Here is a 22,427-nt window from a genome sequence, read left to right as displayed (position 1 = left end):
CACACCGAAAGAGAAGAGGGAAAGAGACGAGGCAAAACAACAAGGCGGCCAAGACCGCCTTGCCGAAATTGAAAACCCGGATCACGCCCGCGCCGGTACCTTGGCTGGGGTGATCAGGTTGACCACCACCGCCACAACAATATTTGCTAGCAGCGCCAGAATGCCGGTATAGACGGTGAACTGCGTGTCCCCGAAGCTCAGCGTATGCAGCGGCTTCAAACCATTCAGCCAGACCAGCCAGGTGCCGCCGACAAAGCCGACCACCCAGCCCGCCAGCAGGCCGGGAACCCGGAACCAGTTGGAAAACAGCCCGAAAATCAACGCTGGCAAGGTCTGCAAGATCCAGACGCCGCCCAGAAGCTGAAGATCCAGCGCAAACTGGGTCGGCAGGAAGACAATCACCAGCAGCGCCCCGACCTTGACCACCAGCGAGGTGATTTTTGCCACCTGCGCTTCCCCCGCGTGCGACACATTCGGGTTGACATAGGCCTTCCAGAAATTGCGGGTGAACAGATTGGCGGCACCAATGCTCATCACCGCTGCTGGCACCAGAGCGCCAATGGCGATGGCAGCAAAGGCAAAGCCCGCAAACCAGCTTGGAAACAGCGTCTGGAACAGCATCGGCACGATGTCATTCGGGGTAGCCGGTTTCAGGCCTGCCGCATGGCCCATATAGCCGAGCAGCGCCAAAAGCCCCAATAGCAGCGTATAGGCAGGCAGCAGCATGGCATTCTTGCGGATGGTATTGGCGCCGTTCGAGGCAAAAATGCCCGTCAGCGTGTGCGGATACATGAAGGCCGCCAGCGCCGAACCGAAGGCCAGTGTCGCATAGGCCACATATTGATTGCCACCCAGCAACAGCCCGCCGGAACCCTTGGCCTGGAAGGCCGCATCGGCACTGGCAAACACATTGGCATAACCGCCAAGCTTCATAGGGATCGCGGCGACGGCAACAATCACCACGATATAGATCATGATGTCCTTGACGAAAGCGATCAGCGCCGGAGCGCGCAAGCCTGCGGAATAGGTGTAGAGCGCCAGAATGATAAAGGACACCATCAGTGGCACTTCGCCATGCAGGCCAAGCGCTTTCAGCACGGCGGCCATGCCGACCAGCTGAAGAGCGATGTAGGGCATGGTGGCAATCACCCCTGTCAGCGCTACCACCAGCTCCAAAGCGCGAGAGCCGTATTGGCCATGCACGACATCGCCTGCCGTCACATAGCCGTGCTCCTTGGCACGCCGCCACAAAACCGGCATGACCAGAAACACAAAGGGATAGACAATGATCGTGTAGGGGAGCGCGAAGAACCCATAGGCGCCAACCGCATAGACCAGCGCCGGAACGGCAATGACCGTATAGGCGGTATAGAAATCGCCACCCACCAGAAACCAGGTGATCCATGTGCCGAATTTGCGCCCGCCAAGCCCCCATTCATCGATATGGGCCATGGTCTCCGGCTTGCGCCAGCGCGAGGCGACAAAACCCATGACGGTGACAAGCGCGAAGAAGAAGATGAAGACGGCAAGCGCCGTGGGATCGATCTCAGTCATCATGGGGCATGCTCCTGTAGGCGATGTAAATCAGGAGCGATGTCAGGGGTACCCACATCAACTGGTACCAATAGAAAAATGGAAAGCCGAACAGTGAAGGCTCACGAATATTATAAAATGGAACCCATAACAGGCCGATATACGGAATAATCAGCAGCCAGCAGGCCGCTGTCCAAATACGTTTTTGCATGAAACCCTCTCCCGCAAAAGCAGAGGCGCAACTGCATTGTGCGCCTCAAAGCCTCGCAATCATTTCCGATTCACAGCCGGGCTGCAACCTGAAACAGAAAGCCTTGCGGTCGAAAGACAGGGAGCGGTCCGTCAGGCGGCTGGAGCGCGGATGTGGTCGCTGGTGAAGCGCCCCAGTTCCACAGTCACCGAGGCGGGCGCACGGCAAATCTCGTTCATGTGGTGATCGCATTCGCTGGCGGCAAAGCGCAAGGCGGCGTCCTCCGTTGCAAAGAGACCTCCGACCTGGCCCGCCCGATCATGCACGACCCACCAGCCATGATGATCCCGTCCGATGGTAAAGCGCGGCCCGGTCTTTTTGAAGGGTGAAATATTATCCGACATAGCGCCCATGGTGAGCATCTCCTTTGACTGAAGGGATTATACAAAGCATCATTGAAAATGACTCTTTGTATTCCTTTTGAAAATATCTCAAGCCTCTGACGCATTTGAGATATTTTCAATTTTTCAAGTCGAGGATGCCTCAGCATCTTCGAAGCTTGGTATTAAGAGGCCTTGGCAGATGTTTTTACAGAATGATTGCCAAGGAGGGTGATGGCGGTGCGTATCAGCGCCTGCGCCTCGTCGCCAACAGGCGTCAAGGGCAAACGCAATTCCGGGGTCAAGCACCGGATGAGACTGAGCGCTTGTTTGGCGGCAGCGACCGGATGTTCCAGATCAAGTGCCGCAAAGAGCGGCAGCAGCCTGTCCTGAAGCACGCATGCCGCCGCGATATTCCCGTAGCGAAAGGCATTGTGCATGGAGGCGACCTGGCGCGGTGCGATATTGGCGGACAACGAAAAGCCGCCATGCCCACCTGCTAGCGTGAAGGCAAGTGCGCTGCGATCATGGCCCGAATACCAATGTATACGAGCGCGGCAGGCGGCGGACACCTGCGCCAGACGGGTAACATCGCCGGTGCAATCCACCAGCCCGACAACCGAGGGTACGCATGCCAAGGCTTCCGCCAGATCCGGCGTAATATCGACAGCGCTTCGTGCCGGGCAATTGACGATAACCAGCGGAAGGTCAACCGCCTCAGCCACAGTTTTGATATGGGCAAGCAAGCCCTTCTGTGACGGCTTGCTATAAAACGGGGCAACCAGAACAGCCGCATCTGCCCCAAGCGCCTTTGCATGCAACGTCAACTCCAGGCTGCTGCGCGTACAATTGGTGCCCGTGCCAACAAGAACCGGAACAGCACCTTTTGCCGCGGCGACAGCGGTTCGGATGACGGCAATGCGCTCGTCACGCGTCAAGCTGTAGGCTTCGCTATTTTCCCCGCAGACCACTAAGCCGGCCATTCCGGACTGGATCTGATATTCGATCAGGCTGGCAAGGCCCGCGTGATCGACCTCGCCATTGCTAAACGGGGTAATGAGATCTGCATAAGCGCCATCGGGCAGAAGGCGAGGCATGAACATGAACGGCTCCAAAGGTTCAAGCAGACGCGCGGGACCGCGCCACGACGATCAGCACCGACAGAATGGCCGCCGCCCGGTCACAATGCGTTGCGGACAGCATTTGATCAGGCTCTCCATCCCTGAGAACAGCGATACGGCATGACCAGCGTCCTGAGGCACATTGCAGATTACGAATTTCAATTTCGGGATTGGCATTGGCTGCCAGCATCAACACGGCATCGAATATCGCGCCGGCGGCTGTCAGCGCGCTGAGCCTGGAATAAAGGCGAGGATTGCTGCGGCACGCCGCAAGCATCGGAATCGCGCGCACCGCATCCCATATGTGGTTTTCACGCAAATGGGATGCATCGGATACACGCTGCGACAACACGTCCAGCGGATCGGTGGTTTTGTGGCAACAGCTTTCGGCCACGTCCTTGGCAGGCATCGTCTTGACTTTCCACTGCGGGGGAATTGTGCGCGCATCATTTCCAGCGCGCTATGATCAGGCGATCAGCGCCACGGACAGCATGAGCATGCTGAACAACCCGAAAGCCCAGACGATGCGGTTTATCCGTGCGCGGCTTTTGCGATCATGCCGGACTCTACGGGAGACGCGGGCTCGGGGCATGCAATAGGCACCCGGCTCGATCGAGGACACACTGAAAAAACAAGGGTCATTGACGATCATGTTCATGCACTCTGTTGGTGACACGAACGATATAGGCGCGCCGATATAAGTTCTCGATTGGGAATCTGGTCGCGCTGTATAAATAATTCATAAAGACAGACCGGCTCGTCAGCCGACGTCAAAAGGTGATTTTACGGTCCAGTTCACCCAGAGGCTTAACGCCCGCCAACAATGCCCTTGCCTCCTCCGCATCGATATTGATCTGGGCGACCAGCGGATCGAGACCCTCGAATTTCCACTCGTCACGCAGATGTCCGAAGAAGGACACGCCGCAAATTTCTCCATAAAGATCGCCAGAGAAATCGAAAACGAAGGTTTCCAGCAACGCCGCACCATTTTCTGTCACCGTCGGACGATAACCGAAACTGGCGACGCCATCATGCAGCGAACCATCGGCCCGGCGCAGGCGCACGGCATAAATGCCGGGACGCAGGGTAGTTTCCGGCGAAAGCGCCATATTGGCCGTTGGGAACCCCAGGGTGCGGCCCAGTTGTTGGCCCTTGATCACCTCGGCTTCCACGGTAAAGCGATAGCCAAGCAGGCCCGCCACCTCGCTGATCGCGCCCTTGGCCAGCAGGCCCCGGATGCGGGTGGAGGAAACGACTTCGGCATTTTCATCGCGGAAGGCATCGAGAAGTGTGACACCGAAACCGTATTGCGCGCCCATCCCCATCAGGAAGGCCGGGCCGCCTTCGCGCCCTTTGCCGAAATGAAAATCGAAGCCGGTCACCACTTGGGCAGCCCCCAGCCAGTCCACCAGCACGGTCTTGACGAAATCCTCGGCGGAACGCTGCGAAAAATCCCGGTCGAATGGATATTCGATCACCGACTGAAACCCCATCGCCTCCAGAAGGCGGGCCTTGAGCGGCGCCGGGGTCAGCCGAAACACTGGGTCCTGTGGGGTGAACACCGCACGGGGATGCGGTTCAAAAGTCAGAACCAGAGCGGGAACGCCGCGTTGCTGTGCCAGTTCCAGCGCGCGTTCTAGCACGCTTTGGTGGCCACGATGCACGCCATCGAAATTACCGATGGCAACAACGCCGCCCTTCAGGCTGTCGGGCAGCCGGGTCTTCTTCTCATTGCGGTGAAAAACGGTCATTGCATTTTCCCGTCAGGCCAAGCGGGGCATCCACCACTTTGGCGTCGCGGCTTCTCGCTCCAGGTAAGCGTTCAGCATCGTCTCATCGGTCTTGCCGTTGGTGGTGTATTCGGCAGCATGGATACCGCCGCTCACATAGAGAAGATCAAGGCCGAAGCTGAGGGCGCCCCTCACGTCGGTCGGCATACCGTCGCCGATGGCGATGATGCGGCTGCGGTCAATTTGAGTGCCGCGTATTTCCTGCGCTTTCGCCAAAGCTGCTTCATAAATCGGGCTGTGCGGCTTGCCGGCATAGCGGGTTTCACCGCCCAGTTCAGCGTATATAGCCGCCAGCGCGCCAGCGCAGGGGACGAGCTTGTGACCACGTTCCACGATCAGGTCGGGATTGGCGACGATCATCGGAAGTCCGCGCTGGTTCAAGCCTTCTAGCATCCCGCGATAGTCTTCCGGCTGCTCCTCTTCGTCATTGAACAATCCGGTGCAAATAATGGCGTCGGCCTCGTCTGCCGGAACCAGTTCAACATCGAGCCCCTCAAACAGCGACAGATCCTGGCTCTGGCCGATCAGAAAAGCGCGGCGCGGGGCTTTTTCAATCAGTTTTCGCGTCACATCACCGGAAGAGACGATAGCGTCATAGGCCGTTTCTGGGACGCCAATTTGATCCAGCATTACCTTCACACGGTCAGATGGCCGTGAAGCATTGGTAATCAGCACGACGGAAACGCCATCGGCCCGGGCTTGCGACAGGGCCTCTCCTGCCGCCGGGAAGGCATCGATACCATTATGCAAAACGCCCCAGACATCCGAGAGGATGACATTGTAACCCTGGGTGATTTCATTGAGCGTATCGATAGGTTTTGCCATGGAATCCATTGCCTGCTGAAAGAACTGGCCTGACATGGCAAAGCTGCGCCGCAATTGCAAGAGATTTGCCGGAACATCAGGGTTTTCAGCTCCGTTCCGACGCTGATCACACGGCTTCAAGGTTCCACAGCAATCCAGCCACAGCAGCCAGACCCAGCACAATTACCATGCTGATCTTCAAGCGCATCAGCAGAAGCGCCGAGGCTGCAAACAGAAACAGCGACGGGATATCGAGCGAAGCAAGATGCGGCCACCAAAGGCCCGGAGCCCGCTCGCCCGGCCATAAGCTGCTGAACGGAATTCGATCCACTTTCGCAAACAGCACATGCAACCCGAACCAGACGGCGAGATTGCCGATCACCCCGACCACGGCAGCGGTAATGGCCGAAAGCGCTCCATCCGCCAGGCTATTGCCGCGCAAACGCTCGATCAACGGCGCACCGGCGAAGATGAACACGAAGCTTGGCACAAAGGTCGCCCAGGCCGTCAGCAATGCCCCGGCCATGCCTGAGATCAACGGCATTACACTATCGGCATCACGAAACGCCGCCAGGAAACCGACGAAGGAGAGGACCAGAACTAGGGGTCCCGGTGTGGTTTCGGCCAGCGCCAGCCCATCGACCATCTCGCCGGGGCGCAGCCATTGATAATGCTCCACTGCCACCTGCGCCACATAGGCCAGCACGGCATAGGCGCCACCGAATGTGACCAGCGCCATGCGGGCGAAAAACAGGAAAATCTCGGTGAGCCTCCCGTCGTCATCAACCAGCGCCAGCAAGGCCAGCGGCGCCAGCCAGAGGCCAATCCAGCCCAGAAACGATAGGGCTATATGCCACCAGTTCAGCGGTAGTTCCTCTATGGCAGGCTGTGGTTTCGAGACGGCCTGTCCAGAGGCGCGGATCAGCCCGGCCAGAGCGGCCAGCAGGACGACGACAGGAAAGGGTAATGCCAGACAAAACAGCGCAAGAAAGGCGACTACTGCGACAAGCCGGTGAAAGGTTGATTTCAGCGCCCGAGTGCCGATGCGGAGCAGCGCTTGCAGGACAATCGCCAGCACCGCAGCCTTTAACCCGAAAAACAGGCCCGCAACCCAGGCAATATCGTGATAGAGCGCATAGGCCGCCGAAAGCCCGATCATCACAGCAAGACCTGGCAGCACAAACAGCAGACCGGCAATCAGCCCGCCCCGAATACCGGCATTCAGCCAGCCGATATAGGTCGCCAGTTGCTGGGCCTCTGGCCCAGGCAACAGCATGCAATAATTCAACGCATGCATAAAACGCGCTTCGGAGAGCCATCGTTTTTCATCAACGACAATCCTATGCATCAAGGCGATCTGGGCAGCGGGGCCCCCGAATCCAAGAAGACCGATAGACCAGAATGCCGCGCAGAGCGCACCAAGCGGCACAACCGGAACATGGTCTTGCCTTTTTGCCATGTCAGAGCGTTCCGTCATGCGCGCGTCGTCCCATTCAGGCATATATTTTTTGAGCGGCATCCTTGACTCAGTCAGGAACCGTCCTTATCTCAGGCTCGCTAGCACTCGAACTGACTGAGTGCTAACAATATCCATGCGGGGCCGTTTCGGCCCGCGAATGTCATTTGATCGAGGGATTAGACAATGGCAAGCACCAATTTCCGTCCGCTGCACGACCGCGTTGTTGTTAAGCGCGTTGAGTCCGAAGAAAAGACCAAGGGCGGCATTATCATTCCTGACACCGCCAAGGAAAAGCCGGCTGAAGGCGAAATCATCGCTGTCGGCCCAGGCGTTCGCGACGACAAGGGTGCGCTCGTTGCCCTGGACGTCAAGGTTGGCGACCGCGTTCTGTTCGGCAAGTGGTCCGGCACCGAAGTCAAGCTCGATGGCGTTGACCTGCTGATCATGAAGGAAGCCGACATCATGGGCGTAATCGGCTGATTTAGCCTGATTACCCCTTCTTCCTTTTAGACAATTCACCAATGGGTTAGACACCCGGGAGTTTGAAAAATGGCTGCTAAAGAAATCAAGTTTGGCCGCACTGCGCGCGAAAAGATGCTGCACGGCGTTGATATCCTCGCTGATGCTGTAAAGGTAACACTCGGCCCTAAGGGTCGTAACGTTATCATCGACAAGTCGTTCGGCGCTCCGCGCATCACCAAGGACGGTGTATCGGTTGCCAAGGAAATCGAACTGGAAGACAAGTTCGAAAACATGGGCGCACAGATGGTTCGGGAAGTTGCTTCCAAGACCAACGACATCGCAGGCGACGGCACCACCACTGCTACCGTTCTGGCCCAGGCGATCGTGCGCGAAGGCAACAAGGCTGTTGCTGCCGGCATGAACCCAATGGACCTGAAGCGCGGCATCGATCTGGCTGTTGCTGAAGTTGTGAAGGACCTTCAGGCCAAGGCCAAGAAGATCTCCACGTCTGAAGAAGTTGCTCAGGTTGGTACGATCTCTGCAAACGGCGATACGCAGGTCGGTAAAGACATTGCTGAAGCCATGCAGAAGGTTGGCAACGAAGGTGTTATCACCGTCGAAGAAGCCAAGACCGCTGAAACCGAACTTGAAGTCGTTGAAGGCATGCAGTTCGACCGCGGCTACCTGTCGCCTTACTTCGTCACCAACCCTGAAAAGATGGTTGCTGACCTGGAAGACGCATACGTTCTGCTGCACGAAAAGAAGCTCTCCAACTTGCAGGCTATGCTGCCAGTTCTGGAAGCTGTTGTGCAGACCGGCAAGCCACTCGTCATCATCGCTGAAGACGTTGAAGGTGAAGCTCTTGCAACGCTGGTTGTCAACAAGCTGCGTGGCGGCCTGAAGATTGCTGCTGTCAAGGCTCCTGGCTTCGGCGATCGCCGCAAGGCTATGCTGGAAGACATTGCTATCCTCACCGGTGGTACTGTTATTTCCGAAGATCTCGGCATCAAGCTCGAAACTGTCACCCTCGACATGCTCGGCCGCGCCAAGAAGATTTCCATCACCAAGGAAAACACCACCATCGTTGATGGTGCAGGTCAGAAGTCCGACATCGAAGGCCGCGTTGCCCAGATCAAGGCTCAGATCGAAGAAACGTCTTCCGATTACGACCGCGAAAAGCTTCAGGAACGTCTTGCCAAGCTGGCTGGCGGCGTTGCCGTGATCCGCGTTGGCGGCTCGACGGAAATCGAAGTCAAGGAACGCAAGGACCGTATCGACGACGCTCTGAACGCAACACGCGCTGCTGTTCAGGAAGGCATCGTTCCTGGCGGCGGTACAGCTCTGCTGCGCTCCTCCACCAAGATCACCGTTAAGGGTGTAAACGACGACCAGGAAGCTGGCATCAACATCGTTCGCCGCGCTCTGCAGTCTCTGGTTCGCCAGATTGCAACAAACGCAGGTGACGAAGCTTCGATCATCGTTGGCAAGATCCTCGACAAGGACAACGACAACTACGGCTACAATGCCCAGACCGGCGAGTTTGGTGACATGATTGCCATGGGTATCGTTGACCCGGTTAAGGTTGTTCGCACAGCCCTGCAGAACGCAGCTTCGGTTGCTTCGCTGCTTATCACCACCGAAGCCATGATTGCTGAACTTCCTAAGAAGGATTCGGCTGGCGGCGGCATGCCTGACATGGGCGGCATGGGTGGTATGATGTAATAAGGCGAAAGCCTTATTACTCGACATCTTGATAGAGTTCAGACTCTCTGAAGGGCGGCTTTAAAGCCGCCCTTTTGCTGTTTAAAAGGACCCTGTGCCCCGCATTTGCGCCAAAAATTTCCAGTGATTGTTGCTCAGCCTGTCATTGGATGCGCAAGCAATCCAGATACGATTTGAAGGCCTCGTCAACTGAAGTCAAGATTAGCTCTCCTGTCGTTTCGACTAGGGATACTGTCAATGTTATTGGATTTATTATTCCTCTTCGTCGTTCCCATAAAATAGAAAATCCATTTCATTCAAAATAACGTTTAAATTTAACTTTTTTTTATCAATTTTCCTGAGTATATGAATTACATTCATTATTTATAACGCATCCCACGCTGAAGATTGCGGCAATGTTTTGAATGTGCGGCATGGCTGCACGGAAAAACGCGAGCTTCAGGAGAAAAAGAATAAGCGTGTGAACCGTGAAAAGTGTGACGTAGCCGTTCGTTCTCGGCTGCAAAAACGCATCCTGCGTTTGCGGGATCGCCCCCGAAAAGAAGTCCAGGCAGAAGCAGTCATCGTCAATTTGAGAGGGCAGAACGAGTATCCGCGACAAGCCGAAATTCCGGCTTTATCGATATTTGGATCGTGCCGATTGAACAATACGTCTGATGGGGAATGTCTTGTTTAAAATTGCAGGATTGATGCAAACGGTAGACGCCGAAGACCTTGCCGATAACAATGGCATCGGCAGTTGGACCTTGCCTTACGGCCTTATCGAGCAATGGTCGGGCGACCTTAACAATGGCGTGGTCAAAATTGGCGCAAAAACCGCGAAATTTCATGGCTTGAGCAGCCAGGAATGTGGCCTTCTGACGATCACGCGCTGCTATGACTATAAGGATAGGATGTCTATTCTCGAAATATTCGAAAAGGCAGCCAGCACAGTGTCCTCTTTTTACTATTCCACCGTGATCATCAAAAACTTGTCAACCAAACAACCGGTCTTTTGCATGGGAAAGTCCTGTGCGCTCGGCAGCCATAATGGCTCAATTGCTGGCGTGTTCATTTTCCCGACTGTGTTCTGAAGCAGGGTTGTAATATCAAGGGTCATTGAAAATGGCAGTTGGTATTCCCTTTGCGAATATCTCAAGCGTCTGAGGTATTTGAGACATCTAATTCGTTTAATTCTAATATTCCTGATCGTTCTCGACGCTTGTCGTGTCAGTGTGGCGCGGGCGAATGTAGGTCGCGTGTGGCCTGAATGCGCACCCTACCCGAACGGGTGGGGTTGGGTCTTGCAATCCTACTCTTCTGGCAGGCTGGTCGCGCCTGAGTTGTGAGCCTAAACTCTCCTTCATGAGTTTCAGTAGGGAGACGTTAGTGGCATGATGGCGGGCAGGCACCCATTCGATCCGGTGACCCAGGAAATCATCGAGGGCAAGTTGATTGCCACTGTCGATGAAATGGGCATCGTTATGGCCCGCACCAGCATGAGCCCGGTGATCTACGAAGTGCTGGATTTTGCCTGCGGTGTTTTGACAGCAAAGGGTGAGTTGATCGCCCAGATGAACGGCATCACCCTGTTTACCGGTACGTTCGGCCGTCAGGTCAAATCGCTGATCGACCGTTTTGGGGCGGATATGGCCGATGGCGATATTCTGCTGACCAACGATCCCTATGCCGGGGGGACGCATGCTTGCGATTTTGCTATCGTCAAGCCGATTTTCGTCGATGACGTGCTGCTCGCCTTTGCCATTAATGTCGCTCATTATCTTGATGTCGGCGGATCGGTTCCGGGCAGTCTTTCGCCGGCTGCGACCTCGGTTTACCAGGAAGGTCTACGGTTGCCGGGCGTCAAAATCGTTCGCAACGACATGCTTTCCTCTGACATTCTGCACATCATCTCGGAAAATGTCCGCATGCCCGAGATCGCGCTTGGCGATTTGACGGCACAGATCGCCACAGTGCGGGTTGCGGCCCGGCGGATGAACGAATTCACGGCCAAATACGGCGCTCCTACCTTGATCGCCGCTTTCGACCATATCCTCAATGTCAGCGAACGACAGAGCCGTCAGGCGATTGCCGCACTTCCGGATGGCGTTTACCGGGCCAGCGACATTATCGATGGCGATGGCGTCACAACCGATCCAATTGCCGTGCAAGTCGCGGTGACCATTGCCGGCGATCAAATCACCGCCGATTTCACCGGTTGTCCACCGGCCGTGGCGGGACCGATCAATTGCGCGCGTGGCGCGCTGGAATCAGCCGTCAGGACGATCCTGAAGGCACTTGTGGCACCGCAGTCGCCGTCCAATGAAGGCTGGTTCCGGCCTTTGAATGTGATCGCACCGTCGGGAACCGTGTTTACCGCCGAAAAACCCTCGCCGACCGGATGGTATTACGAGGGCTCGGTCCATGCTTCTGAACTGGTCTGGAAGGCGCTGGCGGCGCTGGTGCCGGAGCGGTTTTCGGCCGGTTCCTATTCCAGCCTCTGTGTCGCCTATATCTCCGGAAACGACCGCAGTGGCCGACCCTTCATTCATATTGAGCCACAGCATGGCGGCTGGGGTGCCGGCGTCAATCGGGATGGGGCCAATGCGCTGATTTCCCTGACGGATGGCGATACCTACAATTATTCCGTCGAAGTGATCGAGGCGCGGTTTCCGTTGCTGGTGCGGCGCTACGGCCTGAATATCGAGGGCGGCTCCGGGGCCGGACGGATGCGTGGCGGTTTCGGGATCATCAGGGAATATGAAATCCTTGGCGACAAGGCGTCCGCCTATTGCAGCTTTGGCCGCACCCGAACCCTGCCATGGGGCATGGACGGCGGCCATGATGGTACGGCCAATAGCCTCCAGGTTCTGGCTGCTTCGGGCGAAAACGCCTGCTATGGCCGCTCTGCCGATATTGCGCTGCAGACGGGCGATGTCGTGCGCATCGTCACCGGTGGCGGTGGTGGATGGGGCGATCCCGGCGATCGCGATCCGGCTTTGGTTGAAACAGATTTGAAGAATGGTTTTGTCAGCGCGGAGGCAGCGACCAGCCTCTATGGTTACCGTGGGAGGATTGAAGAATGATCCGATTGGCAACAGATGTAGGTGGAACCTTTACCGATCTCGTCGGCTATGATGAGGGCAGCGGCGAAATTTTCACCGCGAAAAGCCTGACGACGTCAGATAACCAGTCTGGCGGCGTACTCGATGCGATCGATGTCAGCGAGCGCAAGGATGGTTTGCGGGTCCGCGACATTACCTTCTTTGCCCATGGCGGCACCACGGTGATCAACGCGATTACCGAGCGCAAGGGCGCAAAGACCGCACTTATCACCACCGCCGGGTTCCGCGATGTGCTGGAAATCGGCCGTGGCAACCGGCCTGACCTTTACAATTTGCATTTCCATAGTCCCGAACCTTTCGTGCCCCGCCATCTTCGCTTCGAGGTGCGTGAACGGGTCGATGCGTCCGGCACGGTGCTCCTGCCGATCGAATTGAACGACTTGCGCGAAATCATCCGCGTCTGCACAGCGGAGGATGTGGATGCGGTCGCCATCCTGTTCCTGCACAGCTACGCCAATCCCGAGCATGAGAAGGTCTGTGCCGATATTCTGGCCGATGCCTTGCCATTTGCCTCGATCTGCGCCAGCCACGAGGTTTCGCGGCAATGGCGGGAATATGAGCGCACCAATACGACCGTGCTGAATGCCTATGTGCAGCCGGCCATCCAGCAATATTTCGAAATGATGGAATTCGCGCTCGCCCGGCGCAATCTGACGTGTCCTTACTATGCCATGCAATCCAATGGTGGCATTTCCTCTTTCGATCAGGCTGTGCAACAGCCGCTGACATTGGTGGAATCTGGCCCAGCGGGCGGGGTCGCTGGGGCTGCGCGCATCGGCGTGGAGCTCGGCGAGAGCGAAATCCTGTCGCTGGATGTCGGCGGCACAACAGCCAAATGCTCGCTGATCCATGATGGGCGTCCGACGCTGAATACCGAATACCGGTTGGAACATACGCGCATCCAGCCCGGCTATCCCGTGCAGGTGCCGGTCGTCGATATCGTCGAAATCGGTTCCGGCGGTGGCTCTATCGCCTGGATCGATGCGCGCGGCAGCCTGCGCGTCGGCCCCGAAAGCGCCGGTTCGGCCCCTGGACCTGCCTGTTACGGGCGCGGCGGCACAAAGCCGACGCTAACAGATGCATTGCTGACGCTCGGCATTTTCGATCCCGCTACCTTTGCCGATGGCACGCTGCATCTGGACAAGGAGAAGGCGGCAAGCGCCATTGCAACCGTGGCCGGGCCAATGAATATGTCGATCGAGGATGCTGCGGGTGCGATCATGGACATTGCCCATGCCAGCATGATCAATGCCCTGAAACTGGTGACGGTTCAGCGCGGCCATGATCCACGCGATGCCAGTCTGGTGATCAGTGGCGGCGCCGGTCCGGCGCTGGCCAGCCATCTCGGGCGCGAATTGCGTGTGAAGGCGACGGTCGTGCCGCCGCATCCCGGGATTTTTTCCGCCTGGGGCATGCTTGCAGCCGAACCCCGTGCCGACTTCCGCGAAACCTGGTTTCACCTGTTGGCCGACCGGGCATTGGAAGAGGCCGCTACCCGGTTCACATTGCTGGAGCGGCAAGCCATCGCCTATTTTTCGGCAGGCGCTGAGGCGCAGGTGGCATTCAATCACCAGATTGAAGCGCGCTATAAAGGTCAGGAACATGGTGTTTTTGCGCGGTTCGAGGCGGGCGACACCATTGAAACTTTCAGCCAAAGGTTTCATGATGTTCATGAACGCGCCTATGCTTTTCGCCTGCCCGCAGCCGAGATCGAACTGACGACGCTGCATCTCGAAGCCGTTTTAAAAGGGCAGGTCATTTCCCTGCCAAAACTGAAAAGGCAAGATATGACGATTGACGCGGCCAGGATCGGCGAAAGAAAGGTTTATTTTGGTCGCTCCACCGGCTGGCAGAGCTGTGCCGTTTACGAGCGGGCCCGGCTCCCTGTCGCTCAGGCTATATCTGGTCCGCTACTGATCGAAGAGGCGACGGCGACAACGCTGGTGCTCGAGGGCCAAACGGCCAGCCTGACCGAGACTGGCATTCTCGTTATTCACGAAACGGACATGCAGGCCGCATAGGATGGCCATATCCATCAGCATAGACGCTGTGACGCGCAGTCATGGTCCGGTGCGGGCGGTCGATGACCTATCGCTGGAGATCAAGGCAGGGGAATTCTTCACCCTGCTTGGGTCTTCCGGCAGTGGCAAAAGCTCGCTGTTGAAGCTGATTGGCGGATTTGACCAGCCGAATGCGGGCAGGATCCTGTTTGACGGTCAGGATATGGCAGCCGTGCCTGCCAATCGCCGCCCGGTCAATACCGTGTTCCAGGGGCTGGGTCTGTTTCCGCATATGTCGGTGGCGCGTAATATTGGTTACGGATTGAAGCTGCGCGGTCTTTCCGGCGCAGCACTCGATGCGAAGGTTGGGGAGGCACTGGATCTGGTGGAACTGTCCGGATTTGGCGAGCGTGATGTCAATCTTCTGTCCGGCGGCCAGCGGCAACGCGTTGCTTTGGCACGCGCCCTTGTGATGGAGCCTGGAATATTGCTGCTGGACGAGCCTTTGACGGGCCTGGATGAGCGGCTTCGCCAGCAGATGCGCAATGAATTCGGTCGCCTCCACAAGCGTACCGGCGCCACCTTCATTCTCGTTACCCATAATCAGGACGAAGCTCTCAGCCTTTCCGACCGGATGGCCATCATGCATCAGGGCCGGATCGAACAGCTTGGCCGGCCCGACCAATTTTTTCATGCGCCCGCCAATGCCTTCGTCGCCCGGTTCATCGGCATGGATAATCTGCTTCGGCCTGAGCGGCTGGAAGGATCTGGAGCGGACACTGTAGCGATCATTGCCGGTCAGTCCGTGCCGGTCACGGTCCCGGATGGCAATGTTAGCGCCAACCTCGTGGTGATCCGCTCCGACCGGCTGGTCATCGAGCCCGAGGTCCGAACGACAGCTGGCGGGGCACCCCGTCAATTGGCGCTGCGTGTGGTTTCGACCACTTTTCGCGGATTGTATCGGGATGTCACTCTGGCGTTTGGAGACGGGCAGACCCTGACGGCGATCTGTGATGCAGATGCGCCATCTTTGACCGTCGGGCAGGATGTGGGCCTGTCGATAAAGCCGGGTGCCGCTCTTTTGACATCCGACAAGGGATTGCCGCATGCGGTGTAAAGCCGCCGTCTGTGGTATGAGACGTGCATAAAATGGGGTCTCATCAGTGAGAACAAGGGAACAAAAATGACAACGACTTTGAAAAATGGATTTTCGGTCAACAGAAGCAATATGCAACGGCGGGACCTCTTGAAATTTGCCGGTGCCGGCGGGTTGGCGCTGGCGGCCGGCCATTTGGGCCTTGGCCGTTCTGCCTTTGCCGCAGAGGCGAAGTCTGTGGCTTTCTGGGGCACGGCGACGCTTGATATCGGTGAGAAATGGGCGGAATTTGCCACCCAAAATGGTGTGAAACCGGAATTTACCGACAATGGCAACGACCTTGGTCCTGTCATTGCCCGTCTGGCGGCCGGAAATGCCAATGACCTGTTCGACATCGGTGGTTTTCAGGGCGGCGCTGAAAAGGAACTGGCTCGTCAGGGCGCGATTATCCCGTGGGATGTCAGTAAGATCGCCAATTACGACAGCATTTGGCAATGGGCACGCGACATTCCCTATCTCAAGCACGAGGGCAAGCAATACGGCATTCCGACCGTGGTCAATGCCGACTCGATCATCTATCGCTCCGATAAGCTCGGCAAGGTCGATAGCTATGGCGTGATCTTCGACCCGAAGATGAAGGGCAAGGTCGCCATGGAGGATGCCTGGATCAACAGCGCGGTCTTCGCTGCTATCTACCTCAAGGAAAGCGAAAACAAGCCGATCAAGGACCCGGGCAATCTGAGCGAATCCGAACTTGGTCTGGTGATGGAATTCCTGATCAAGCACAAGAAGGACGGACAGTTCCGCACCTTCTGGAATGGCTGGGAACAGGGTGTCCAACTGGTTGCCAATGAAGAAGTCGATGCAATGACCGGCTGGGAGCCGATTGTCTATGAAGGCCGCAAGCGCGGACTGAAAGTCGATTATGCCGCCCCTGTCGAGGGCTATGAAGGCTGGGCCAACAATACGGTTCTGCTCAAGGGCGCTGGCGAACGTGGTGTGAGCGATGCCGCGCATCAATTCGTCAATGGCCTTTTGGGCGGTCTCTATGGCTGCGAGCTTGGCAAGGCGCGGGGCTATCTCGTCCCAACCGACAACAACGTCGTCTATGCCAAGGCACATCCTGACGAATATAAGCCGGAAGAGGTGCAGGCGCGGGCTGACCACGTCAAAGCCAAGTTCGCCGGCAAGGTCTTCTGGCAGAATACCCGGCCGGACAATTTCCAGCTCTATGAAGAATGGTGGCAGAAACTCCGCAATGCTTAACAGTCTATCCAATAATCGCCGCAACAGACTGTAAGACCGCATCTGTGGTTTTGGGGCATAAATACTAGAGTCTGTCAGGTTCATATTGAACCAGACAGACTCTAGATTCGCTTGTTTTCGTTTGTCTTTTCGGGAAAACCGGTTTCCACTTTCCCCTGACAAACTCTAAAGCCAGCCTGTCGCCGTGTTTCGCCCGGCGACAGGTTCCTTATGATTTGAATGCGTCATGCGTTTTGTAAAACTCATAAAAAATGTCGCAGTGCTCTAAATTTGCAGCATAATCACCCATGGAGCGTGCATGAAATCGACCGGACGACTGCCTGTCCTGCTGATGGCGCCGCCTTTGCTGGCGCTGCTGGCGCTTGGGTTGGCGCCGTTGCTGGTGGTGCTGGTGTGGAGCTTCTGGTCCTGGGACCCATCGACCTATTGGATCAAGCCGGATCTCAGCCTGGCAGGCTACGCCGCCATTCTCCAGGCCGGACGCTGGACGGTGATTGTCTCCACGCTTGCCAAGGCCCTCCTGACGGCGGGGATCTGTCTGGTTTTCGCCTATCCCGCCGCCTATGCGGTGCATTTCCTGGCGGGCCGCAGGCTGTCGGTGGTGCTCCTGGCTTTGATGACGATTCCGTTCTTCACCTCCTACCTGATCCGCTCGTTTTCCTGGCGGCTGGTGCTGGGGCGAACCGGCGTGATCAATGGTTGGCTGCAACATTTCGGTGTGACCAGCGCACCGGTCGACTGGCTGCTGTTCAGCGACTTCGCTGTCATTGTCGGGCTGGTCGCCTCTTATCTGCCGTTTGCCACCTTTCCCTTGCTGCTCGCCATGCGCCGGGTGGATGCGACCGTGCTTGCCGCCGCGCAGGATCTCGGCGCTGGCTTCTGGCGCATACTCGTCACCATTCTCCTGCCGCTCACCAGGTCCGGTCTGTTTGCCGGCTTCCTGTTCGTATTCGTCATGGTCGCTGGGTCTTCTACTGAAGTGCAAATGCTTGGCGGGGCAGGGGCCTCCATCGTGACCGTGATGATCAACGATGTAATGCGGGTGGCAAATTATCCGCTGGCCTTTGCAATTTCCACCATCGTTTTGATCGTGGTGTTCGGCATGGTGCTAATTGGAAACCGGCTGTTCGGGCTGGCGGCGCTGTTTGGAGATCGCTCGGCATGATGAGAGCAGAGGGGCGGGCAAACCAGATCCTGATTTGGACCATGACGATTTTCGGCCTGGTGGCGATCTATGCGCCGCCACTTTATCTGCTCGGAGTTTCCTTCAATCCGTCGCTCCAGCCCGGCCTGCCAAACCTGTCGGACCTGACGGTGAAATGGTACGCCGCCCTGCCAGCGGAAACAGCGCTGATGGCTGCCCTTTGGCAATCAGCCAGCGTTGCCCTGTTGACGGCAACGGGCGCCACGCTGCTATCGCTTATGGCGGCGCTGGCCTATTTCGAGCTGCGAAGAACCCGCGACATATGGTTTCTTGCCGTGATCCTGCCGATGTTCGTGCCGGGTGTCATCCAGGGGCTGGCGCTGTCCACCGTGTTCAGCCGCAGCGGCATCAAGGCCTCGATCTGGACACTGACAGCCGGACACCTGCTTTGGGCCATGCCCTTTGCGTTTATCGTCATTCTCACCGGTTTTTCTGCCGTGCGGCCCGTGTTCCTGATGGCGGCGGCGGATCTGGGGGCCAGCCGCTGGCGGCAGTTTCGTGACATTACCCTGCCGCTGATCCGCCCAGGCCTAATCAGCGCCTTCATCTTCTCGTTTCTTTTGTCGCTGAACGAGTTTACCCGCGCCTTCTATCTGGCCGGGCGGCAGAATACGCTTCCGGTCGTGCTGTTTGGCAAGATGAATGGGGGCGCGTCGCCGACGATCTACGCGATGTCCGGCGCGATTTTCATCATCTCGGTGTTTTGTGTGGCTGTCATTGCCGCTTTTGCAGGCTTAAAAACCAAAGCCCGATAGTCGTCCTCAGGGCTTATATTGGTCGATCCAGCGGGCCGCTGGCTCGATGCCGCCAAGCGGAAACAGATGCAGCTTGCTGATGTTGCTCTGCGGATTTTCGGCCTTGTAGGTGTTCAATTGCCCAACCATATCCGTCGGTTCATAAGGCATCAGCAGTTTGCGCAGGTCGAGCGCGCGTTTTTGCAGCACTTTCAAAGACGGCCCGACGCCGCAGGAGATTGCATATTTGATCAATGTCTGAAGCTTTGCAGGTCCGGCAATGCCGACATGGATCGGTAATCCGATTCCGAGGGCGTCGATTCGCTCGGCCCAGTCGATGATCACTTTGGCATCAAAGGCAAATTGGGTGACGATGGCCATCTGCGCATCCGTTCGGCTTGCGAAATCAACTTTCCAGCGCAGGGCCGCATCGATTTGCGTGGTGGAGCCATCGGCATCGATATCGCGATTGCCTTCGGGGTGGCCGGCAATATGCAGATGCGTAAAGCCGAGTCTGTCGAACAAGCCGGTTTCAATCAGCTCTATCGAACTGGAAAGCGTACCGCGTGGCTTTGCGATGCCGCCGGCCAGCAGAAGTGCCTGGCGCACATCGGCTTCATCCCGGTATTGCTTCAACAGGTCTTCCAGTTGCGTGACATTGGCGATACTGCGAGCTGGAATATGCGGCATGACCGGAAAGCCTTGCCCATGAAGGCGCCTGGCGGTCGCAACCATGTCCTCGAAAGGTGTGCCATCGACATGGGCGATATAGATTCGGGTACCCGCTGGCAGCAGCGCCTGAAAACTGGCGATTTTCGCTGCCGTGCGCGGAGTGACCTCAATGGACCATGTCTCCAGAAGATTGCCCTGATCGGCAGGATATTCGCGATGATCCGTCAGAACCGCTTTGTCCATCATGGTCTTTCTCCGCAATGCTCCCGCCAGTGTTTAGCATCTCCATGGCGAAAATCCGCTCTAATTTGCGACAAGCTCAAGTCACTGATGCATTTGAGATATTCGTAATATCTTCATCCGGGAGGATATGAGCTCTTTTCGGCTGGAAAAATAATGCGATGTCATCAGGTTGAAGCATTTTTCCGGGAAAAGGCCGGAGCGACTTGCCTTCAGGGGCCAGATTTCTTAAACGACCCCTTCGAATTCATGGAAAGGCGTAGCCATCGTGCTTCAGACCCCGTTTTATCTCATCGACAAGAGCAAGCTCCTTTCCAATATGGAAAAGATCGCGCTTCTGCGCGAGACCTCCGGCGCCAAGGCGCTGCTGGCGTTGAAATGTTTTGCCACCTGGTCGGTCTTCGACCTGATGCGCGACTATATGGATGGAACCACTTCGTCCTCGCTCTACGAGGTTCGGCTCGGTCGTGAAAAATTCGGCGGCGAGACCCATGCCTATAGCGTTGCCTATGGCGACAATGAAATTGACGAGGTGATTTCCCACGCCGACAAGATCATCTTCAATTCGGTCGGTCAGCTGGAACGCTATGGCGACAAGGCCTCCGGCATTACCCGCGGCTTGAGACTGAACCCGCAGGTCAGCTCGTCCAGCTTTGATCTGGCCGATCCGGCCCGGCCGTTTTCGCGGCTTGGGGAATGGGATGCGGCCAAGGTGGAAAAGGTCATGGACCGCATTAGCGGCTTCATGATCCATAACAATTGCGAAAACAAGGATTTCGCGCTGTTTGACAGCATGCTCTCGGACATCGAGGCGAAATTCGGCTCGCTGCTGCATCGTGCCGAATGGGTCAGCCTCGGCGGCGGCATTCATTTTACCGGCGAGGATTATCCGCTGGCGCAGTTTGCCGAGCGGTTGAAGCGGTTTTCAGGCGAATACGGCGTTCAGGTCTATCTGGAGCCAGGTGAGGCATCGATCACCAAATCGACGACGCTGGAAGTCTCGGTTCTGGATACGCTGTATAATGGCAAGAACCTCGCCATTGTCGATAGTTCCATCGAGGCGCATATGCTCGATCTGCTGATCTACCGCGAAACCGCCAAGCTGGAGCCGAATGCAGGTGACCACAGCTATATGATTTGCGGCAAATCGTGCCTGGCAGGCGATGTATTTGGCGAGTTTCGTTTCCCTGAAGCCTTGAAGGTCGGCGACCGGATTTCCATCCAGGATGCCGCAGGCTATACGATGGTCAAGAAGAACTGGTTTAACGGCGTGAAAATGCCGTCCATCGCCATCCGTGAACTGGATGGCAGCATCAGGACTGTCCGCGAGTTTTCCTATGCGGACTTTGAACAAAGCCTCTCCTGAGGCTTCTGACGATTGGACAAAAGGAGTTAGTCCGCATCATGAAGAAGAACGTGCTCATTATCGGCGCTGGCGGCGTCGCCCAGGTCGTTGCGCATAAATGCGCCCAGAATAACGACGTGCTGGGCGATATCCATATCGCCTCGCGCACCAAGGGCAAATGCGACGCCATCATCGCCTCCGTGCATGAAAAGAACGCCATGAAGCAGGCGGGCGTGCTGGAAGGCCATGCGCTTGACGCCCTGGACATCGACGCCACCAAGGCGCTGATCGAAAAGACCGGCTCGCAGATCGTCATCAATGTCGGCACCGCTTTCCTCAACATGTCGGTGCTGCGCGCCTGCATGGATACCGGCGTTGCCTATATCGACACGGCGATCCACGAAGAGCCGAACAAGATCTGTGAAACGCCGCCATGGTATGGAAACTACGAATGGAAGCGGGCCGCAGAATGTGAAGAGAAGGGCATTACCGCCATTCTCGGCGCTGGGTTCGATCCCGGCGTGGTCAATGCCTATGCCCGCCTTGCCAAGGACGAATATCTCGACAAGGTCACGGATGTCGATATCGTCGATATCAATGCCGGCAGCCATGGCAAATATTTCGCCACCAATTTCGACCCGGAAATCAATTTCCGCGAGTTTACCGGCGTCGTCTATTCCTGGCAGAAGGGCGAATGGCAGGTCAACAAGATGTTCGAGATCGGCAAGGATTACGACTTGCCGGTGGTTGGCACGCGCCGCGCCTATCTCTGCGGTCATGACGAAGTGCATTCGCTGGCCAAGAACATGGACGGTGCCGATGTGCGTTTCTGGATGGGCTTCGGCGATCACTATATCAACGTCTTTACCGTGCTGAAGAGCATTGGTCTGCTTTCCGAACAGCCGGTCAAGCTGGCCGATGGCTCGGACGTCGTGCCGCTGAAAGTGGTCAAGGCCTGCCTGCCTGACCCGTCATCGCTGGCACCCGACTATGAAGGCAAGACCTGCATTGGCGATTACGTGAAGGGTCTGAAGGACGGCAAGGAAAAGACCGTCTTCATCTACAATGTCGCCGACCATAAGGAAGCCTATAACGAAGTCGGCTCCCAGGGCATTTCCTACACGGCTGGCGTTCCTCCTGTCGCGGCTGCCATGCTGGTTGCGACCGGCGAATGGGACGTGAAGAAAATGGCCAATGTCGAAGAATTGCCGCCACGGCCGTTCCTCAACATCCTCAACCATATCGGCCTGCCGACCCGCATCAAGGATGAAGACGGCGACCGCGCGTTGGATTTTTCGTAAGTTT

Annotated in this window: 20 protein-coding genes; 11 read left to right on the top strand and 9 right to left on the bottom strand. The window is 56.8% G+C overall.

The window, feature by feature from the left end; translation table 11 throughout:
• Positions 1-81 precede the first annotated feature (81 nt).
• The 8 genes from mctP to chrA all read right to left on the bottom strand — a co-directional run bounded on the left by mctP (position 82) and on the right by chrA (position 7,277).
• Entirely contained in the window at positions 82-1,557 is a 1,476-nt protein-coding gene (mctP, locus tag IEI95_RS03605) for a monocarboxylate uptake permease MctP (RefSeq protein ID WP_156537202.1), read from the bottom strand.
• On the bottom strand, positions 1,547-1,744 hold the full coding sequence (locus IEI95_RS03600) for a DUF3311 domain-containing protein (RefSeq protein WP_156596733.1): 198 nt from the start codon (positions 1,742-1,744) through the stop codon (positions 1,547-1,549). The genes mctP and IEI95_RS03600 overlap by 11 nt, the downstream gene beginning before the upstream one ends.
• A 131-nt stretch (positions 1,745-1,875) precedes the next feature.
• Positions 1,876-2,136 (bottom strand): hypothetical protein, encoded by a 261-nt coding sequence (locus IEI95_RS03595; protein ID WP_420360058.1) that lies wholly within the window; start codon positions 2,134-2,136, stop codon positions 1,876-1,878.
• 152 nt (positions 2,137-2,288) lie between these two features.
• Positions 2,289-3,206 (bottom strand): 4-hydroxy-tetrahydrodipicolinate synthase, encoded by a 918-nt coding sequence (gene dapA, locus IEI95_RS03590; RefSeq protein WP_156532318.1) that lies wholly within the window; start codon positions 3,204-3,206, stop codon positions 2,289-2,291.
• A gap of 16 nt (positions 3,207-3,222) precedes the next feature.
• Positions 3,223-3,633, bottom strand: a complete 411-nt coding sequence (locus tag IEI95_RS03585; protein WP_156532319.1) for a hypothetical protein — start codon at positions 3,631-3,633, stop codon at positions 3,223-3,225.
• A gap of 361 nt (positions 3,634-3,994) precedes the next feature.
• The gene (locus IEI95_RS03580; protein ID WP_156532320.1) at positions 3,995-4,975 is read right to left on the bottom strand and encodes a bifunctional riboflavin kinase/FAD synthetase; all 981 of its coding nucleotides are present in this window, start codon (positions 4,973-4,975) and stop codon (positions 3,995-3,997) included.
• 12 nt (positions 4,976-4,987) lie between these two features.
• Positions 4,988-5,839, bottom strand: coding sequence for a TIGR01459 family HAD-type hydrolase (locus IEI95_RS03575; protein WP_156532321.1), 852 nt, complete (start codon positions 5,837-5,839; stop codon positions 4,988-4,990).
• 106 nt (positions 5,840-5,945) lie between these two features.
• Complete coding sequence (gene chrA, locus IEI95_RS03570; RefSeq protein WP_234890953.1) at positions 5,946-7,277, bottom strand: chromate efflux transporter; 1,332 nt, start codon at positions 7,275-7,277, stop codon at positions 5,946-5,948.
• A 183-nt stretch (positions 7,278-7,460) separates the two neighbouring features.
• Between chrA and groES the strand changes: the two genes are divergently transcribed.
• The 9 genes from groES (at position 7,461) to IEI95_RS03525 (ending at position 18,886) form a co-directional block, all read left to right on the top strand.
• The gene (gene groES / locus IEI95_RS03565) at positions 7,461-7,757 is read left to right on the top strand and encodes a co-chaperone GroES (RefSeq protein ID WP_060717088.1); all 297 of its coding nucleotides are present in this window, start codon (positions 7,461-7,463) and stop codon (positions 7,755-7,757) included.
• Between the two features lie 69 nt (positions 7,758-7,826).
• Positions 7,827-9,461 (top strand): chaperonin GroEL, encoded by a 1,635-nt coding sequence (gene groL / locus IEI95_RS03560; protein WP_194415936.1) that lies wholly within the window; start codon positions 7,827-7,829, stop codon positions 9,459-9,461.
• A 689-nt stretch (positions 9,462-10,150) separates the two neighbouring features.
• Positions 10,151-10,534 (top strand): hypothetical protein, encoded by a 384-nt coding sequence (locus tag IEI95_RS03555; protein ID WP_234890954.1) that lies wholly within the window; start codon positions 10,151-10,153, stop codon positions 10,532-10,534.
• 300 nt (positions 10,535-10,834) lie between these two features.
• Positions 10,835-12,526 carry a hydantoinase B/oxoprolinase family protein gene (locus tag IEI95_RS03550; protein ID WP_156537201.1) on the top strand — a complete coding sequence of 564 codons (1,692 nt, stop codon included), beginning with the start codon at positions 10,835-10,837 and terminating at the stop codon, positions 12,524-12,526.
• Positions 12,523-14,586, top strand: a complete 2,064-nt coding sequence (locus tag IEI95_RS03545; protein ID WP_194415934.1) for a hydantoinase/oxoprolinase family protein — start codon at positions 12,523-12,525, stop codon at positions 14,584-14,586. The genes IEI95_RS03550 and IEI95_RS03545 overlap by 4 nt, the downstream gene beginning before the upstream one ends.
• A 1-nt stretch (position 14,587) precedes the next feature.
• Positions 14,588-15,682, top strand: a complete 1,095-nt coding sequence (locus IEI95_RS03540) for an ABC transporter ATP-binding protein (protein WP_194415932.1) — start codon at positions 14,588-14,590, stop codon at positions 15,680-15,682.
• Between the two features lie 66 nt (positions 15,683-15,748).
• Complete coding sequence (locus tag IEI95_RS03535; RefSeq protein WP_194415930.1) at positions 15,749-16,927, top strand: ABC transporter substrate-binding protein; 1,179 nt, start codon at positions 15,749-15,751, stop codon at positions 16,925-16,927.
• 298 nt (positions 16,928-17,225) lie between these two features.
• Complete coding sequence (locus tag IEI95_RS03530) at positions 17,226-18,092, top strand: ABC transporter permease (protein ID WP_156532327.1); 867 nt, start codon at positions 17,226-17,228, stop codon at positions 18,090-18,092.
• Positions 18,089-18,886, top strand: a complete 798-nt coding sequence (locus IEI95_RS03525) for an ABC transporter permease (RefSeq protein ID WP_194415928.1) — start codon at positions 18,089-18,091, stop codon at positions 18,884-18,886. The genes IEI95_RS03530 and IEI95_RS03525 overlap by 4 nt, the downstream gene beginning before the upstream one ends.
• 6 nt (positions 18,887-18,892) lie before the next feature.
• Here the strand turns inward: IEI95_RS03525 and IEI95_RS03520 are convergent, their stop codons facing one another.
• Positions 18,893-19,783: a methylenetetrahydrofolate reductase gene (locus IEI95_RS03520; RefSeq protein ID WP_194415926.1), complete on the bottom strand. Its 891-nt coding sequence runs from the start codon at positions 19,781-19,783 to the stop codon at positions 18,893-18,895.
• A 262-nt stretch (positions 19,784-20,045) separates the two neighbouring features.
• Here IEI95_RS03520 and nspC point away from each other — a divergent pair, with 262 nt between their 5' ends.
• Positions 20,046-21,143, top strand: coding sequence for a carboxynorspermidine decarboxylase (gene nspC, locus IEI95_RS03515; protein ID WP_012654137.1), 1,098 nt, complete (start codon positions 20,046-20,048; stop codon positions 21,141-21,143).
• A 38-nt stretch (positions 21,144-21,181) separates the two neighbouring features.
• Positions 21,182-22,423 carry a saccharopine dehydrogenase family protein gene (locus tag IEI95_RS03510; protein ID WP_156532330.1) on the top strand — a complete coding sequence of 414 codons (1,242 nt, stop codon included), beginning with the start codon at positions 21,182-21,184 and terminating at the stop codon, positions 22,421-22,423.
• Positions 22,424-22,427: the final 4 nt, after the last annotated feature.

This window comes from Agrobacterium vitis, assembly GCF_014926405.1.
Taxonomy (GTDB): domain Bacteria; phylum Pseudomonadota; class Alphaproteobacteria; order Rhizobiales; family Rhizobiaceae; genus Allorhizobium; species Allorhizobium vitis_H.
This window is presented reverse-complemented; position numbering and strand designations above follow the sequence as displayed.